Origin of the sequence: Streptomyces sp. CWNU-52B, from assembly GCF_047444975.1 — a bacterium.
GTDB lineage: Bacteria > Actinomycetota > Actinomycetes > Streptomycetales > Streptomycetaceae > Streptomyces.
This window is the reverse complement of sequence record NZ_JBLFJV010000044.1, coordinates 153,907-170,234: the sequence shown is the minus strand read 5'-3', so window position 1 is coordinate 170,234 and position 16,328 is coordinate 153,907. Positions and strand designations below refer to the sequence as shown.

The window sequence follows — 16,328 nt, the reverse complement described above, 5'->3', positions numbered from 1 at the left end:
CCGAGCCCCTCCACCCCGCCTCGCCCCCCCCGGAGGGTCACCGCAGGCTGCGTACGTCCAGGTGCCGCAGCACCCGGTCCACGACCTCAGGGTCCGCACCCGCCTCACTGCGCGCCGCAAGCACCTCGTGCCGGGCCGCGGACATCATCTCCCCCTGGATCCGCCGCGCCCTCTTGATCCGCCGGGCCCGCTGGTCATGGGCCTCCCGCCGCTCGTCCTCCCCCATGTCAGGACTGATGCGGTACCCGATGTCGAACGCCCGCCGCAGCAACTGCTCGGTGAGCTCGTCCGGCAGCTCCTCCGTCTCGCCGATCTCCCTGAGCCGCTGCTTCGCCGCCTTGGCCGCCCGCAGGGCCAGCGACTTCTCGAACTCCTTCTCCCGGTCGGTGTCGGCCTGCACGCCCAGCTTCCCCACCAGCCACGGCAGACTCAGCCCCTGCACCACGAGCGTCGCCACGATCACCCCGAACGCGATGAAGATCATCTCGTCCCGGTGGGGGAACGGATCCCCGTTCTCCGTCTCCAGCGGAATGGCCAGCGCCAGCGCCACGGAGGCCACCCCGCGCATCCCGGCCCACCACATGACGACGGTCTCCCGCAGGGACGTCGGGATGTCCTCGTCGAGGTCCCGTTTCGCGTGCAGCCGCTTGGTCAGCCAGGTGGCGGGCAGCAGCCACGCCAGCCGTACGAACACCACGACGCCCACGACGGCGGCGGCCCAGCCGAGCATCTCCCCCCACCGCCCCGACGCCGTCCTGATGGCGTTGTGCAGTTCGAGTCCGATGAGGCCGAACGCCACCCCGGTGACCAGCGTGTCGACGATGTCCCAGAACGTGTGCCCGGCGAGCCTCGTCATGACGTCGTCGGCGTTGTTCGCGTACTCCGCCAGGAACAGCGCCGTGGTGAGCACCGCCAGCACGCCGGACCCGTGCAGCTCCTCGGCCAGTACGTAGGAGGCGTACGGCACGAGCAGGGTCAGGCTGATCTGCAGCGTCGGGTCCCCGAGCGAGTCCATGAACCGGTTCGTGGCCCAGCCGAGCCCGAGCCCCACGGCGACCGCGACGACGGCGGACAGCAGGAAGTCGAGCGCCGCGCCCGGCAGCGAGAAGGAGCCGCTGACGGCGGCGGCGATGGCCACGTGGTAGAGCACGATGGCCGTCACGTCGTTGAAGAGACCCTCGCCCTCCAGGATCGACACCAGGCGGCGCGGCAGCCCGAGCTGCCCCGCGACGGCGGTCGCCGCGACCGGATCGGGCGGCGCCACCAGCGCGCCGAGCGCCACGGCGGCCGCGATCGGCAGCCCGGGTACGACCGAGTGGGCGACCACGGCGACCACGGCGGTGGTGACGAACACCAGGGCCACGGCGAGCAGGAAGATCGGCCGCTTGTTGGCGGTGAACTGCCGCCAGGACGTACGCCGTACGGCGGCGTAGAGCAGCGGCGGCAGCAGCGCGGGCAGGATCAGATCGGGTGGGATGTCCACGTTCGGTACGAAGTCGAGGACCGCCAGCACGATCCCGAGCAGGGTCATCAGCACCGGCGAGGGGAGCCCGAAGCGGTCCCCCAACGGGACGCTCACCACGGCCCCGAGCAGCAGCACGAACAACAGGGCCAACTGGTCCACTGTCAGGGCTCCAGGGATCTAGACGGTCAAAACAGGCCAGACCCCAAGCGTGCCACCACAGCCGGATTCCACACGCGGACGCCCCGTCACCCCGACGACTCCGCCCACCAACGGCGCCCTGTCAGCCGCTAGAGAGAGCGCCGCATCGCCCGGTGCGCGATCCCGGCGTCCGGAAACTCGGGCCCGTAGGCCAGATACCCCAGCCGCTCGTAGAACCCCAGCGCATGCGTCTGCGCGTGCAGATCGACCGCCGTCAGCCCAAGCGCGCGGGCCGCGTCCTCGATGCCCCGCACGAGCGCGACCCCGACACCGAGCCCCCGCGCGGCCTGGACGACGGCGAGCCGCCCCAGGGATCCGACGCCGGGCTCGCCACCGGTCTTGGCGGCCGCCACCTCGCCGTACAGCAGTCGTCCCGCGCCGAGCGGCAGCCCGTCCTCGCGCACGGCGAGCACATGCACCGCGTCGGCGTCGTACGCGTCGTACTCCAGGTCCTCGGGGACCCGCTGTTCGACGACGAAGACCTCTTTGCGCACCGCGAAGCAGGCCTCACGGTCGGTGCTCTCCTCGGCGACCCGCACCACGTAGGACGGCGTGCTCACGCGTAGCTCTCCTCACGCACCCGGTCCAGCGCCGTCTGCAGGTCCTCGGCGTAGTCGCTGGAGAACTCGACCCACCGGCCGTCCCCGGGGTGCTCGAACCCGAGCCGTACCGCCTGCAGCCACTGCCGGGTGAGCCCGAGGCGCTTGGAGAGCGTCGGGTCGGCACCGTACGTCAGGTCGCCGACGCAGGGATGCCGGTGCGCCGACATGTGGACGCGGATCTGGTGGGTGCGCCCGGTCTCCAGCTTGATGTCGAGCAGCGAGGCCGAGCGGAACGCCTCGATCAGGTCGTAGTGCGTCACGGAGGGCTTGCCCTCGGCGGTGACGGCCCACTTGTAGTCGTGGTTCGGGTGCCGGCCGATCGGCGCGTCGATGGTGCCGCTGGTCGGGTCGGGGTGGCCCTGCACGAGCGCGTGGTAGCGCTTGTCGACGGTGCGCTCCTTGAACTGGCGCTTCAGCGACGTGTACGCGTACTCCGACTTGGCCACCACCATCAGGCCTGACGTGCCCACGTCGAGGCGGTGCACGATGCCCTGGCGCTCGGCGGCGCCCGAGGTCGAGATCCGGTACCCGGCGGCGGCGAGGCCACCGATCACGGTCGGCCCGGACCAGCCGGGGCTGGGGTGCGCGGCGACACCGACCGGCTTGACGATCACGACCACGTCGTCGTCGTCGTGCACGATCTCCATGCCCTCGACGGGCTCGGCGACGATCTGCACGGGCGCGGGCGCCTGCGGCATCTCGACCTCCATCCAGGCACCGCCGTGCACCCGCTCGGACTTCCCGACCACCGAGCCGTCGACCGTGACCTTCCCCGCCGCGGCGAGTTCGGCGGCCTTCGTACGGGAGAAGCCGAACATGCGGGAGATGGCGGCGTCGACACGCTCGCCCTCCAGGCCGTCGGGAACGGGCAGGGTGCGGATATCGGGAACGGTGCTCACTCGTCGAGTATGCCGGACGGCTCGGACACCGCCGCACGCCAGCCTGCGCGCCCGGCCGCGGCACGGGCCCCGCTCAGTCCTTGTGGACGGTGCCGTCCGGGTCCAGGCCCCGGAAGGACAGCAGCACGATCAGGATGCCGCCGCAGACGATCGCGGAGTCGGCGAGGTTGAACACCGCGAAGTGCTTGGGCGCGATGAAGTCGACGACCGCGCCCTCCATGAAGCCCGGCGCGCGGAAGATCCGGTCGGTGAGGTTGCCGAGCGCGCCGCCCAGCAGCAGGCCCAGCGCGACCGCCCAGGGCAGGCTGTAGAGCTTGCGCGCGAGCCGGGCGATCACCACGATCACGGCCGCTGCGATCACCGTGAAGATGATCGTGAAGGCCTCGCCGAAGCCGAAGGCGGCGCCCGCGTTGCGGATCGCCTCGAACCGCAGCCAGTCCCCGACGATCTCGATCGGCTCGTGGTGCTCCAGCTTCGCGACCACGATCAGCTTGCTGATCAGGTCCAGCGCGTACGCGAGAACCGCGACGCCGAAGAGCACGGCGATCCGGCGCTTGCCCCTGGCCCCGCCCGACACCGTCTCCGTCTCGGTGGTGTCCTCGCCCGACGCCACGTCGGAACCAGATCCGGGATCGGACTCGGACCCGGACCCGGAATCGGCCCCGGACTCGGTCCCGGGATCAGCGGCGGAGCCGGAGCCGGCAGCAGACCCGGAGTCGTCCGGCCGCCCGCCCGGCGCCACACCCTTGTCGGGCTGCTCCGGATCGGCCCCCGCCGCGCCCGGGGTATCCGGCGTACCGATGATGCGCTCCGCCTCTGCCACGTGAGTCCCTCAACCTAGGTGCCTGACTGAGCACGAGGGTACGGCAGGCCCGCCGCGGCCACGTGCCCAGGAGGCACTCCTGGCGGGTCAGTAACGGCGTTCCTGCTTCTGCTTGCACTCGACACACAGGGTGGCACGCGGGAAGGCCTGCATCCGGGCCTTGCCGATGGGGTTGCCACAGCTCTCGCAGAGCCCGTACGTGCCCGCGTCCAGGCGTTCCAGGGCGCGCTCGGTCTGCTCCACCATCTCCCGGGCGTTGGCCGCGAGGGCCATCTCGCTCTCGCGCGTGATGTTCTTGGTGCCGGTGTCCGCCTGGTCGTCGCCCGCGCCGTCCCCGGAGTCGCGCATCAGCCCCACCAGGGACTCCTCCGAGTGCGAGATCTCGGCCCGCAGCCGCAGCGCCTCGGAGAGCAGTTCCGCGCGTGCCTCCGCGACCTCCTCCGGGGTCCAGGGGTCCTCGCCGGGGCGTACCGCGAGCTCGCCGGGCTCCGCCTCGGCCACCCGCGCCTTGGGAACCGCGGTGGGCTTGTCCGCCGCCGCGGCCGTGCCAGGGGTCTTCTTCGCAACCACCGTGGTGGCTCCCGTCGTCTCGGCGGCCTGTGCCGCTGCCTCGGCCGCGGAAGCGACCGTCTTCTTGGCCGTGCCCGTGCTCTTGCGGACCGCCTTCTTCGAGGGCGCCGCGGCGGCAGCCCGCGCGGAGGCACTCTTCTTGGCGGCCGCCTTGCGGGGCGCCCGCTTCACCGGCGCGGTGCTCCCCTCGGCCGTCGTCCCCCCGGCGGCCTTCTCCGTCGCCACGGTCTTCGTGGAAGCCCTCTTCGCAGAGACCTTCTTCGTGGTGGCCTTCTTCGTCGTGACCTTCTTCGTCGCGGACGCCGTCTTCGTAGGAACTGCCTTCGTAGGAGTTGCCTTCGCAGGAGTTGCCTTCGTAGCGGCCGTCTTCGCAGAAGCCTCCCCGGCGGTCGCCCCGGCGGTCGTGTCCGGAGCCGTGCCGACGGCACTCTTCTGCGCGCCCGCCGACTTCTTGGCCGGCTGCCGGGCCGTGCTCTTCTTGCCGCCGACGCCCTTGGCCGCCGCCCCGAAGTCACCGGCCGACCCCGTGGATCTGCCGGTCGTCGACTGCTGTACGGCGGTCTTTTTCGCCACCATGGCCGCGGCCCCTTCACATATTGTGACCTTGCACGCGAATCGTGCTGGGACGATAAATCGACTTGAGTCCCGCGGCAACGGGGCACGCCCCCGATTCGCCCGTCCCGCACGTACCGCACAGCGAGTCTGCAAGCGTTGTGCCCAGCTCCCCGCCCGGTAATCCGCCGAGTCCGCGGTCCCACGACGCGAACCCGGGCACGTCGGCATTCGGGTCAGTGCGCACCTCTTCGCACACCTGTCCCCCGGGCCGCCGCCCCGCTCCCGAGGGCCCCGGAAAAACCGGTCTGCCGCGCTCACCCCGGCGCCGTACACTGGGCCCAGCGAGAAGCGTGGATGGGGACGAGTAGCGGCGTACGCGGCCAAGAGCGACCCGGGGACGGTGTGAGCCCGGGGGCGAGCCCGACGTGAAGATCACCCCGGAGCCGCCGGAAGAAAGCCGCAGCGAGTCCGCAGCGGCCGGTAGACCCGGCATCGCGACCCCAATGAGGGGGCTCACCGGCGCGCGGAAAGCGGCGGAGGGCCAAGGAGGGTGGTACCGCGGGAGCGCGCCGCACACGGCGCAGGTGACAACACAGCTCTCGTCCCTCCGGACGGAAGGCAGAAGTCCGCCGGAGGAAGTTCGTTGGATACGCAGCCGAGTACACCGCCGCAGTACCGCCAGGTGCCGGCCCAGATCGACCTGCCCGCCCTTGAGCACGCCGTGCTCGACTTCTGGAGCGAGCAGAAGATCTTCGCCAAATCCCTGGAGCAGTCCGAGGGCCGCCCGGAGTGGGTGTTCTACGAAGGCCCGCCCACGGCCAACGGCATGCCGGGTGCCCACCACATCGAGGCGCGCGTCTTCAAGGACGTCTTCCCTCGCTTCCGCACCATGCGCGGCTACCACGTGGGCCGCAAGGCCGGCTGGGACTGCCACGGGCTCCCGGTGGAGCTGGCGGTCGAGAAGGAGCTCGGCTTCACCGGCAAGCAGGACATCGAGGCGTACGGCATCGCCGAGTTCAACGCCAGGTGCCGCGAGTCCGTGACCCGCCACACCGACGCCTTCGAGGAGCTCACGACCCGCATGGGTTACTGGGCCGACCTCAAGGACCCCTACCGGACGATGGACCCCGAGTACATCGACTCCGTCTGGTGGTCGCTCAAGACGATCTTCGACAAGGGCCTGCTGGTCCAGGACCACCGCGTGGCCCCCTGGTGCCCGCGCTGCGGCACGGGCCTGTCCGACCACGAGCTGGCCCAGGGCTACGAGACGGTCGTCGACCCCTCGGTGTTCGTCCGCTTCCCGCTCACCTCCGGTCCGCTCGCGGACGAGGCGGCCCTCCTGGTGTGGACGACAACCCCGTGGACCCTGGTGTCCAACACGGCGGTCGCCGCGCACCCCGACGTGACGTACGTCGTCGTGACGGACGGCGCCGAGAAGCTCGTCGTCGCCGAGCCGCTCGTGGAGAAGGCCCTCGGCGAGGGCTGGGAGACCATCGGCCCGTCCTTCACGGGCACCGAGATGGAGCGCTGGACGTACCGACGTCCGTTCGAGCTGGTCGAGTTCCCGAAGGGCGAGCCCGCCCACTACGTGGTGACCGCGGAGTACGTGACGACCGAGGACGGCACGGGTCTCGTCCACCAGTCCCCCGCATTCGGTGAGGAGGACCTCAAGGTCTGCCGGGAGTACGGGCTGCCGGTCGTGAACCCCGTGCGCCCGGACGGCACCTTCGAGGAGGACGTCCCCCTCGTGGGCGGTGTCTTCTTCAAGAAGGCCGACGAACGGCTCACGGAGGACCTCCAGAACCGCGGCCTGCTCTTCAAGCACATCCCGTACGAGCACAGCTACCCGCACTGCTGGCGCTGCCACACCGCGCTCCTGTACTACGCGCAGCCGTCCTGGTACATCCGCACCACGGCCGTCAAGGACCGTCTCCTCCAGGAGAACGAGAAGACCAACTGGTTCCCGGACTCCGTCAAGAACGGCCGCTACGGCGACTGGCTGAACAACAACATCGACTGGGCCCTGTCCCGCAACCGCTACTGGGGCACCCCGCTGCCCATCTGGCGCTGCGAGGACGACCACCTCACCGTCGCGGGCTCGCGCGCGGAGCTCACCGAGCTGACCGGCAGCGACCAGTCGGAGCTCGACCCGCACCGCCCGTTCATCGACGACGTCACGTTCGCCTGCCCGACCTGCGAGAAGACGGCGACACGCGTGCCGGAGGTCATCGACGCCTGGTACGACTCGGGTTCGATGCCGTTCGCGCAGTGGGGCTACCCGTACAAGAACAAGGAACTCTTCGAGAGCCGCTACCCGGCGCAGTTCATCTCGGAGGCCATCGACCAGACCCGCGGCTGGTTCTACACGCTGATGGCCGTCGGCACGCTGGTCTTCGACAAGTCCAGTTACGAGAACGTGGTCTGCCTCGGCCACATCCTCGCCGAGGACGGCCGCAAGATGTCCAAGCACCTGGGCAACATCCTGCAGCCGATCCCGCTGATGGACCAGCACGGCGCGGACGCGGTGCGGTGGTTCATGGCGGCCGGCGGCTCCCCCTGGGCGGCCCGCCGCGTCGGGCACGGCACCATCCAGGAGGTCGTCCGCAAGACGCTCCTCACGTACTGGAACACGGTCGCCTTCCAGGCCCTGTACGCGCGCACGGCCGGCTGGGCGCCCAGCGGGGCCGACCCGGCCCCGGCGGACCGCCCGGTCCTGGACCGCTGGCTCCTGTCCGAACTCCACGCGCTCACCGACCAGGTGACGCAGGCTCTGGAGGCGTACGACACCCAGCGCGCCGGGAAACTCCTCTCGGCGTTCGTCGACGACCTGTCCAACTGGTACGTGCGCCGCTCCCGTCGCCGCTTCTGGCAGGGCGACAAGGCGGCGCTGCGCACCCTGCACGAGGTCGTCGAGACGGTCACGCGGCTGATGGCCCCGCTGACCCCGTTCATCACCGAGCGGGTCTGGCAGGACCTCGTGGTGCCGGTGGCCGCCGACGCCCCCGAGTCCGTCCACCTGTCGACCTGGCCGGAGGCGGACCTGTCCGCCATCGACCCGGAGCTGTCGAAGCAGATGGTGCTCGTACGCCGTCTCGTGGAGCTGGGCCGGGCCACGCGCGCGGAGTCGGGTGTGAAGACCCGGCAGCCGCTGTCGCGCGCGCTGGTCGCCGCGACCGGCTTCGGGTCCCTCGACCGTGAACTGCACGCGCAGATCACGGAGGAGCTGAACGTGAGTTCGCTCGCGTCCCTGTCCGAGGTGGGCGGCTCGCTGGTGGACACGACGGCCAAGGCCAACTTCCGTGCGCTGGGCAAGCGATTCGGCAAGGGGGTCCAGGCGGTGGCGAAGGCCGTCGCCGAGACCGACGCGGCCGCACTGTCCCTGGCATTGCGCGAGGGCACCGCGTCCGTAGAGGTCGACGGCGAGACCGTCACCCTCACCCCGGACGAGGTGATCATCACGGAGACCCCGCGTGAGGGCTGGTCCGTCGCGTCGGACTCCGGTGCGACGGTCGCCCTGGACCTGGAGCTCACGGAGGAGCTGCGCCAAGCGGGGCTGGCCCGTGACGCCATCCGTCTGATCCAGGAGGCCCGCAAGAACAGCGGCCTCGACGTGGCCGACCGGATCGCCCTGCGCTGGACGTCCACGGACCCGAAGGTCATCGCGGCGCTCACCGAGCACGCCACGCTGATCTCCGACGAGGTCCTGGCGACGGACTTCTTCCAGGGTGAGGCGGACGACACATACGGCGCTCCGTTCACGGACGAACCCCTGTCCCTGACGTTCCGCCTCCGCAAGGCCTAGACAGCCCCTGGCTGCGGGCAATCGCAGGCCGCGGCAACTCCCGTGACCTGAGCACAGGCGCCGCGCACCGAGAAGGCCCCGGGCCACCAGAACTCTGGTGGCCCGGGGCCTTCGGCATGGTGCGCCCGTGCACGGCAAAAGGGCGGAGCCCCCGGGTATCCGGGGGCTCCGCCCTGAACGCTGCCGACGCCTACGGCGTACGGGAGGCCGTCAGTTGTCGTCCTCGTCGATCAGGAAGCCACGCATCGGCGAGGGCGCCTGCTGCATCGGCGAGGGGGCCTGCGGCCGGACCGGTGCCATCGGCTGGGTCATGGCCGGCGTCATCTGCTGCTGACCACCGTAGGACGGGGCCCCGGGGCCGGGGCCGCCCATCGGCTGGCCGCCGTACGACGGCGCGCTCGCCCCGGCCGGAGCCATGGACGGGCTCGGCGACGACGGCAGCGACGCGGCCGCCGGGGCACGCGGCGGAGCCAGCGAGTCGTCGGCCTGGGTCTCCAACTGGCGCAGCTGCGACTCCAGGTAGGACTTCAGACGCGTGCGGTACTCGCGCTCGAAGCCGCGCAGGTCCTCGACCTTGCGCTCCAGCGTGGCGCGGGCGGACTCCAGGGAGCCCATCGCCACGCGGTGCTTCTCCTGCGCGTCCCGCTCCAGGGCGTCGGCCTTGGCACGGGCGTCGCGCTCCAGACCCTCGGCGCGGCTACGGGCCTCACCGACGATCTTGTTGGCCTCGGAACGGGCCTCGGCGATCGCCTGGTCGGCGGTCTGCTGGGCCAGCGAGAGCACCCGAGCGGCGCTGTCGCCACCGGGACCCTGACCGGGCTGTCCCATCTGTGGGCCGTGCCCGCCCATCGGACCACCCATGGGACCGCCCATCGGGCCGCCCATCTGCTGGGGCATCTGCTGCTGTTGCTGCATCTGACCCTGCATGGGGCCGGGACCCTGGCCCATGGGGCCCTGACCCATCGGACCCTGGCCCATCGGACCCTGGCCCATCGGGCCGGGACCCTGCTGGCCGCCCTGGGCACTGGGGCCCGCGGGCAGCTGCGGAGCACCGCTCGGCAGCTGGGGCGGCCCACCCATGGGGCCACCCATCTGCTGCTGCGGCGGGCCCGATATGCCGGCGGGTACGGGAGCGCCCGGACCTCGCATGCCCTGCGGCGGACCCTGCTGTTGCTGGGGATCCTGCTGTTCGGGGGGCTTGCGCATGCCCTGTTGCTGGTTCTGCGCGGCGGCGCGTGTGGCTGCTGCCAGCTTGGCGCGCAGGTCTTCGTTCTCGCGGAGCAGGCGGGTCAGTTCGGCTTCGACCTCATCGAGGAAGGCATCGACCTCGTCCTCGTCATAGCCTTCTCGGAGGCGGACGGTCGTGAACTGCTTGTTCCGCACGTCCTCGGGGGTCAACGGCATCTCTTCACCTCAACGTAGTCGTCGGCATCGTCGGCGTTCGGCAAGACCGTATCGTTCACAGCTGACTCACGAGATTGATCAGGATGTAGACGATGATCATCAGCACGAAGAAGGACAGGTCGAGCGCCACGCCCCCGAGACGTAGCGGCGGAATGAACCGCCGCAGAAGCTTGAGCGGTGGATCAGTGACAGTGTAGGTGGCCTCCAGAACGACCACCATCGCCTTGCCGGGTTGCCATGAGCGGGCGAACTGGAACACGTAGTCCATGACCAACCGGAAGATCAGCACGATGAGGAAGCACATCAGCGCGACGTAGAGAACCTGCCCAACCACGCTCATGATCCGTGCGTCCCTCTCCCCTGTTTTCCGTGCCAGTCCGGTCCTGCGTCTCAGCTCTGGTTGAAGAACCCGCCCTCTGCGATGCGAGCCTTGTCCTCCGCCGTGACATCGACGTTAGCAGGAGACAGCAGGAACACCTTCTGCGTCACCCGCTCGATGCTGCCGTGAAGACCAAACACCAAACCGGCCGCAAAGTCGACAAGTCGCTTCGCGTCCGTGTCATCCATCTCGGTCAGATTCATGATCACCGGGGTGCCCTCACGGAAGTGTTCCCCGATGGTACGGGCCTCGTTGTAGGTCCTGGGGTGCAGCGTGGTGATCCTGTACGGCTCTCGTTCCGACACGACCTTGGGCATGATCACCGGTGCGTTCTTCTCCAGGCTTTGACGTTCTTGTGTGATGGACGCCACGGGGGCGATCCGTGCCGGGCGGCCGGATTCCGCGCCCAGCGAAGCGGAATGGGACACGGGGTCACGCTGAACCGGCGGCTGCACCACTCGTACCGGTTCGTCCCGTTGTGACTGATGTGACTGGTGCGACTGAAGCGACGGCTCATGCCGTCGGCGGTCCCGCTCGGGCTCCGGATCAAGCTCGGGCTCGAAGTCGTCGTCGGGGTCGAATCCCCTGCCGTCGTACCCATCGTCCTCCACGAGGCCGAGGTAGACCGCCATCTTGCGCATCGCGCCGGCCATGCTCTGAGTCCTCCGCTCTGTGGTGGATCGGCTGACTGTTGCCAAGTGCCCGCGATCCACGAGGTCGTATGCCCGCCAGCGGCGGTAATGACCATATTTTCTGCTGTGGTCCGACTTCTTGGCGACGTTACCCGAGCCTGGGGCGGACACCGAGTACCGCAGTGCCGACGCGTACATGTGTCGCTCCGGCCGTCACTGCCTGCTCGAGGTCTGCGCTCATCCCTGCCGACACCATGTTCGCAGCAGGATGGGCCCGGCGCAGGTCAGTCGACAAATCCATCAGCCGCTCGAACGCCGCCTGTTCACGTCCCGCGTACGGTCCGGCGAGCGGAGCGACGGTCATCAGACCGTCGAGCCTCAGCCCCGGGGCCCGCGCGACGAGTGCGCCCAACTCCTCGACGCCTTCGACCACTACACCACCGCGCTCCCCCAGTCCACCCTTTCCGCCCTCGGCCCGCTCCGCGTCGAGCGCAACCTGGATGAGACAGCCCACCTCGCGCTCCGTCCGCACCGCTTCCTTCGACAGGGCGGTGACGAGCCGGGCGCGATCGACGGACTGCACGACATCCGCGTAACCGATCACGGAACGCACCTTGTTGGTCTGCAACTGACCGACAAAGTGCCAAGAGAGGGGCAGATCGGAACAGGCAGCCGCCTTGGGAGCCGCGTCCTGGTCGCGATTCTCGGCGACGTGCCGCACACCGAGTTCCGACAGGATCCGCACATCTTCGGCCGGGTAGGTCTTGGTGACCACGATCAGGGTCACCTCTTCACGCTTGCGCCCGGCCGCCCGGCACGCGGCCGCGATACGTTCTTCCACTGTCGCCAGGTTCTCGGCGAGTTCGGCCCTACGGTCCGTCATGCCCGATCAGTCCAGCCACACATAGCCCGCGAGCCGGCCGGTGAGGCCGTCGCCGCGGTACGAGAAATGGTCGTCCGACTCGATCGTGCAGACCGGTGACTGCTCCCGGTCGCGCACCCCGAGCCTCTCCAGTTGCGCGTGCACCCCCGCGGTCACGTCGACCGCCGGCGTACCCCAGGTGGTCTCGGCGTACGCCGCGGGCTCGATCGCCGCGACCTCCGCCCGCATCGCCTCAGGTACTTCGTAGCACCGCCCGCAGACGGCGGGGCCGGTGCGGGCGACGATCCGGGCCGGTTCGGCGCCGAGGCCCACCATGGCCTCGACCGCGGCCGGCACCACCCCGGCGACCATGCCGGGGCGTCCCGCGTGGGCCGCCGCCACGACCCCGGCGACGGGGTCCGCGAGCAGCACGGGGGTGCAGTCCGCGGTGAGTACGGCGAGGGCCAGGCCCCGGCGCGCGGTGACGACCGCGTCGACCTCGGGCACCGGGCGGTCCCCCCAGGGCTCCTCGACCACGGCCACGTCAGGGCCGTGGACCTGGTTCATCCAGACCACCCGTGCCGGGTCGAGCCCCAGCGAGGCGGCCGCCCGTGCACGGTTGGTGTGTACGGACCCGGGGTCGTCGCCGACCGCTCCGCCGAGGTTGAGCTCCTCGTACGGAACGGCGCTCACCCCGCCCCACCTGTCGGTGAAGGCGAAGTGCGCGCCGCTCGCCGTACTCGTTCCGGAGCGCTGTCCTATCACTTGAGGAAGTCCGGCACGTCCAGCTCCTCCGCAGCGCTGTCGGAGTAGCTGCGCGACGGCGGGACCGGCGGGGAGACCGGCGGCAGTTCGTTACTCACGGGCTCCGGGGCGGACTCCTGCGACTCCTTCGGCGTGACGCTGCCGAGCGAGCCGAAGGACGGACGGCTCTCGGCCGACCGCGTCGGCGCGGGCTCGTCACGCTTGGCGGAGGACGAGCCGAGCACCGTGTCCCGCTTGGACGGAGGCTGCCCGCCGTCGAACCCGGCCGCGATGACGGTGACCCGGACCTCGTCGCCGAGCGCGTCGTCGATGACCGCGCCGAAGATGATGTTGGCCTCGGGGTGCGCTGCCTCGCTCACCAGCTGGGCGGCCTCGTTGATCTCGAAGAGACCGAGGTCGGAACCGCCGGAGATGGAGAGCAGCACGCCCCGCGCACCGTCGATGGAGGCTTCCAGGAGCGGCGAGGAGATCGCCATCTCGGCGGCCGCCACCGCGCGGTCGTCGCCGCGGGCCGAGCCGATTCCCATGAGGGCCGAACCCGCCTCGGACATCACGGACTTGACGTCGGCGAAGTCGAGGTTGATCAGACCGGGGGTGGTGATGAGGTCGGTGATGCCCTGAACACCCGACAGCAGGACCTGGTCCGCCGACTTGAACGCGTCGAGGACGGAGACCTGGCGGTCCGAGATGGACAGCAGCCGGTCGTTCGGGATGACGATGAGGGTGTCGACCTCTTCGCGGAGTTCCGCGATGCCGTCCTCGGCCTGGTTGGCGCGGCGCCGGCCCTCGAAGGTGAAGGGGCGGGTGACCACGCCGATGGTGAGCGCGCCGAGCGAGCGGGCGATGTTGGCCACCACCGGCGCGCCGCCGGTGCCGGTGCCGCCGCCCTCGCCGGCCGTCACGAAGACCATGTCGGCCCCCTTGAGGACCTCCTCGATCTCCTCGCGGTGGTCCTCTGCCGCCTTGCGACCGACGGCCGGGTTGGCTCCGGCGCCGAGTCCGCGGGTGAGTTCGCGGCCGACGTCGAGCTTGACGTCGGCGTCGCTCATCAACAGCGCCTGAGCGTCCGTGTTGATGGCGATGAACTCGACGCCCTTGAGACCGACCTCGATCATCCGGTTGATGGCATTGACACCACCGCCGCCGACACCGATGACTTTGATGACTGCGAGGTAGTTCTGCGGTGCTGCCACGTCGAAGGCCTCTCGCCTCGAGTTACGTGTCGTCGCCTCGCACGGTCGCGATCCGACGACTGATGCCGAATGGGACGGTCCGAACGCCGACCCGAACCCTAACGCTGAAGTTTAGGGTTACCAGTGTGTCTGTTCCTTGGACTCTTCCGAACAGGACACTAAGTCGACAAGTGGCGCACGTTCAACGAACACGCCGAACCTCCCGTTTTTCTTTTCACCCTATGTGATCAGGCGCAGCACTGCCCAACCAGGGGGCCGGCCTGCGCGGACGTATGTCAACTCCCCGATGACGCAGGGGCGGTGGGAACACTGACGTCGAAGTGCCGCGCCTCGGGAGCGGCTTTCATCAGGGCAGTGAGCGTATGCGCCTTGGCGCGGGCCTGCTCACCACTTCCCCAGTCGACGGTGCGGTCGCCGCCCAACTCCAGGACGACCGAGTCGTAGGAACGGACCTCGACGACCCGGGTGACGCGGGCGACCGCGATGGGCAGTGACCGGGCCACGAGCACCGCCTCGCGCACCAGCCGGGCGGTGCCGAATCGGCGCAGTCCGGCGGACTTGGGGACGGTCAATTCCAGTACGGGTACGCCCTTCGGGGCACGGGTGACCGTGGCATATCGCACACCTTTGGCGTCCACTTCGACAAACTTTCCGCCCTTTTCGACGAGCAGAACCGGACTACGCTCGGTTACTTTCAGCCCGATTCCGTGCGGCCAGGAACGGACGACGTCAACCGAGTCGATTCGGGGCAGTTTCTGCCGCAGTCTTGCCTCAATCACTTCGGTGTCGATGGAAATCAACGGCGATCCGACCGGGACATCGGCCGCCTCGACGACCTGTCCGGTGGTCAGGACCCGGGTCCCCGAGGCCGATACGCGCTCCACGCGCGTCCACTGCGAGCCGTAGAGGATCCAGCCGGTGCCCCCGGCCAGCAGGGCCAGACAGACCGTCAGGATGATGAGCGTACGGCGCCCCGGCAGCTTCCTGAGAAGCGGAGGCCGGGGCGGGCCGGAGTCCTGTCGCTGCGGTACGCCGCGTTCGGCGGTGGTCGGTCCGGCCACGCTCCCCTGCCTTCTGTCACGCGTCAGCGGCGTGACGCGATCGCCTCGTACACCATCCCGACGAGCAGGTCGTCGGCGTCCCGGCGGCCGAACTCGGAGGCGGCGCGGGACATCTCGAACAGCCGGTGCGGATCGGCGAGCACGGGCAGGACATTGCCCTGGATCCACTGCGGCGTCAGTTCCGCGTCGTCGACCAGCAGTCCGCCGCCGGCCTTGACCACCGGCTGGGCGTTCAGCCGCTGTTCGCCGTTGCCGATGGGCAGCGGGACGTAGACGGCGGGCAGCCCGACGGCGGAGAGTTCGGCGACGGTCATCGCGCCCGCGCGGCAGAGCATCATGTCGGCCGCGGCGTACGCGAGGTCCATCCGGTCCACGTACGGTACCGGGATGTACGGGGGCATCCCCGGCATCTGGTGGACCTGCGGCAGTTCGTTCTTCGGGCCGACCGCGTGCAGGATCTGGATTCCGGCCTGCTGGAGGTACGGAGCGGTCTGCTGGATGACCTCGTTGAGGCGGCGGGCGCCCTGCGAACCGCCGGAGACCAGCAGGGTCGGCAGGTTGGGGTCGAGTCCGAACGCGGCGCGGGCCTCGGGGCGGACGGCGGCCCGGTCGAGCGTGGCGATCGAGCGGCGCAGCGGGATGCCGATGTAACGGGCGCCGCGCAGCTTGCTGTCCGGGGTGGAGACGGCGACCTGGGCCGCGTACCGCGAACCGATCTTGTTGGCGAGTCCCGGCCGGGCGTTGGCCTCGTGGACGACGATCGGCACACCGAGGCGCTTGGCCGCGAGATAGCCGGGCAGGGCCACGTAGCCGCCGAAGCCGACGACCGCGTCCGCCTTGGTGCGTTCCAGGATCTGCTCGGCCGCCTTGATCGTGCCGCGCAGCCGTCCGGGGACGGTGATCAGCTCGGGGGTGGGCTTGCGTGGCAGCGGTACCGCGGGAATCAGCCCGAGCTCATAGCCCCTCTCGGGTACGAGTCGGGTCTCGAGTCCGCGCTCCGTGCCCAGGGCCGTGATCCCCACGGTCGGGTCCTGCCTGCGCAGGGCGTCCGCGAGGGCGAGCGCGGGCTCGATGTGACCGGCGGTCCCCCCACCGGCGAGTACGACATGCACCGAAAT

General features: G+C 70.0%; 14 protein-coding genes. 1 reads left to right on the top strand and 13 read right to left on the bottom strand.

Annotated features, from left to right (window positions below; genetic code table 11):
• Window positions 1-37 precede the first annotated feature (37 nt).
• From ACLVWQ_RS30405 to ACLVWQ_RS30385, 5 genes are all read right to left on the bottom strand, one after another.
• Window positions 38-1,624: a Na+/H+ antiporter gene (locus ACLVWQ_RS30405; protein ID WP_414112435.1), complete on the bottom strand. Its 1,587-nt coding sequence runs from the start codon at window positions 1,622-1,624 to the stop codon at window positions 38-40.
• Between the two features lie 128 nt (window positions 1,625-1,752).
• Window positions 1,753-2,223 carry a GNAT family N-acetyltransferase gene (locus ACLVWQ_RS30400; protein WP_414112434.1) on the bottom strand — a complete coding sequence of 157 codons (471 nt, stop codon included), beginning with the start codon at window positions 2,221-2,223 and terminating at the stop codon, window positions 1,753-1,755.
• Window positions 2,220-3,164: an RluA family pseudouridine synthase gene (locus ACLVWQ_RS30395; protein ID WP_414112433.1), complete on the bottom strand. Its 945-nt coding sequence runs from the start codon at window positions 3,162-3,164 to the stop codon at window positions 2,220-2,222. The genes ACLVWQ_RS30400 and ACLVWQ_RS30395 overlap by 4 nt, the downstream gene beginning before the upstream one ends.
• 73 nt (window positions 3,165-3,237) lie before the next feature.
• Window positions 3,238-3,987 (bottom strand): signal peptidase II, encoded by a 750-nt coding sequence (gene lspA, locus ACLVWQ_RS30390; protein WP_414112432.1) that lies wholly within the window; start codon window positions 3,985-3,987, stop codon window positions 3,238-3,240.
• An 87-nt stretch (window positions 3,988-4,074) separates the two neighbouring features.
• Window positions 4,075-5,133: a TraR/DksA family transcriptional regulator gene (locus ACLVWQ_RS30385; protein ID WP_414112431.1), complete on the bottom strand. Its 1,059-nt coding sequence runs from the start codon at window positions 5,131-5,133 to the stop codon at window positions 4,075-4,077.
• A 622-nt stretch (window positions 5,134-5,755) separates the two neighbouring features.
• On the opposite strand from ACLVWQ_RS30385, the gene ileS reads away from it, so the two are divergent.
• Window positions 5,756-8,914, top strand: coding sequence for an isoleucine--tRNA ligase (ileS, locus tag ACLVWQ_RS30380; protein ID WP_414112430.1), 3,159 nt, complete (start codon window positions 5,756-5,758; stop codon window positions 8,912-8,914).
• 210 nt (window positions 8,915-9,124) lie between these two features.
• On the opposite strand, the gene ACLVWQ_RS30375 is transcribed toward ileS, so the two are convergent.
• The 8 genes from ACLVWQ_RS30375 to murG all read right to left on the bottom strand — a co-directional run bounded on the left by ACLVWQ_RS30375 (window position 9,125) and on the right by murG (window position 16,322).
• Window positions 9,125-10,318, bottom strand: a complete 1,194-nt coding sequence (locus ACLVWQ_RS30375) for a DivIVA domain-containing protein (RefSeq protein ID WP_414112429.1) — start codon at window positions 10,316-10,318, stop codon at window positions 9,125-9,127.
• A gap of 55 nt (window positions 10,319-10,373) precedes the next feature.
• Window positions 10,374-10,658, bottom strand: coding sequence for a YggT family protein (locus tag ACLVWQ_RS30370; RefSeq protein ID WP_414112428.1), 285 nt, complete (start codon window positions 10,656-10,658; stop codon window positions 10,374-10,376).
• A 50-nt stretch (window positions 10,659-10,708) separates the two neighbouring features.
• Window positions 10,709-11,350 carry a cell division protein SepF gene (locus ACLVWQ_RS30365; protein WP_414112427.1) on the bottom strand — a complete coding sequence of 214 codons (642 nt, stop codon included), beginning with the start codon at window positions 11,348-11,350 and terminating at the stop codon, window positions 10,709-10,711.
• Between the two features lie 127 nt (window positions 11,351-11,477).
• Window positions 11,478-12,212, bottom strand: coding sequence for a YggS family pyridoxal phosphate-dependent enzyme (locus tag ACLVWQ_RS30360; RefSeq protein ID WP_414112426.1), 735 nt, complete (start codon window positions 12,210-12,212; stop codon window positions 11,478-11,480).
• 6 nt (window positions 12,213-12,218) lie between these two features.
• Window positions 12,219-12,956: a peptidoglycan editing factor PgeF gene (pgeF, locus tag ACLVWQ_RS30355; protein WP_414112425.1), complete on the bottom strand. Its 738-nt coding sequence runs from the start codon at window positions 12,954-12,956 to the stop codon at window positions 12,219-12,221.
• Window positions 12,953-14,149, bottom strand: coding sequence for a cell division protein FtsZ (gene ftsZ / locus ACLVWQ_RS30350; RefSeq protein ID WP_414112424.1), 1,197 nt, complete (start codon window positions 14,147-14,149; stop codon window positions 12,953-12,955). The genes pgeF and ftsZ overlap by 4 nt, the downstream gene beginning before the upstream one ends.
• Window positions 14,150-14,424: 275 nt before the next feature.
• Window positions 14,425-15,210, bottom strand: a complete 786-nt coding sequence (locus ACLVWQ_RS30345; protein WP_414112423.1) for a cell division protein FtsQ/DivIB — start codon at window positions 15,208-15,210, stop codon at window positions 14,425-14,427.
• 23 nt (window positions 15,211-15,233) lie between these two features.
• Window positions 15,234-16,322, bottom strand: coding sequence for an undecaprenyldiphospho-muramoylpentapeptide beta-N-acetylglucosaminyltransferase (murG, locus tag ACLVWQ_RS30340; protein WP_414112422.1), 1,089 nt, complete (start codon window positions 16,320-16,322; stop codon window positions 15,234-15,236).
• Window positions 16,323-16,328: the final 6 nt, after the last annotated feature.

What these genes read in the sequence shown, in the direction of transcription:
- ACLVWQ_RS30385 (WP_414112431.1), bottom strand. Translation starts at nt 5,133, where the DNA reads ATGGTGGCGAAAAAGACCGCCGTACAGCAGTCGACGACCGGCAGATCC.
- ACLVWQ_RS30365 (WP_414112427.1), bottom strand. Translation starts at nt 11,350, where the DNA reads ATGGCCGGCGCGATGCGCAAGATGGCGGTCTACCTCGGCCTCGTGGAG.
- ACLVWQ_RS30375 (WP_414112429.1), bottom strand. Translation starts at nt 10,318, where the DNA reads ATGCCGTTGACCCCCGAGGACGTGCGGAACAAGCAGTTCACGACCGTC.
- ACLVWQ_RS30370 (WP_414112428.1), bottom strand. Translation starts at nt 10,658, where the DNA reads ATGAGCGTGGTTGGGCAGGTTCTCTACGTCGCGCTGATGTGCTTCCTC.
- ACLVWQ_RS30360 (WP_414112426.1), bottom strand. Translation starts at nt 12,212, where the DNA reads ATGACGGACCGTAGGGCCGAACTCGCCGAGAACCTGGCGACAGTGGAA.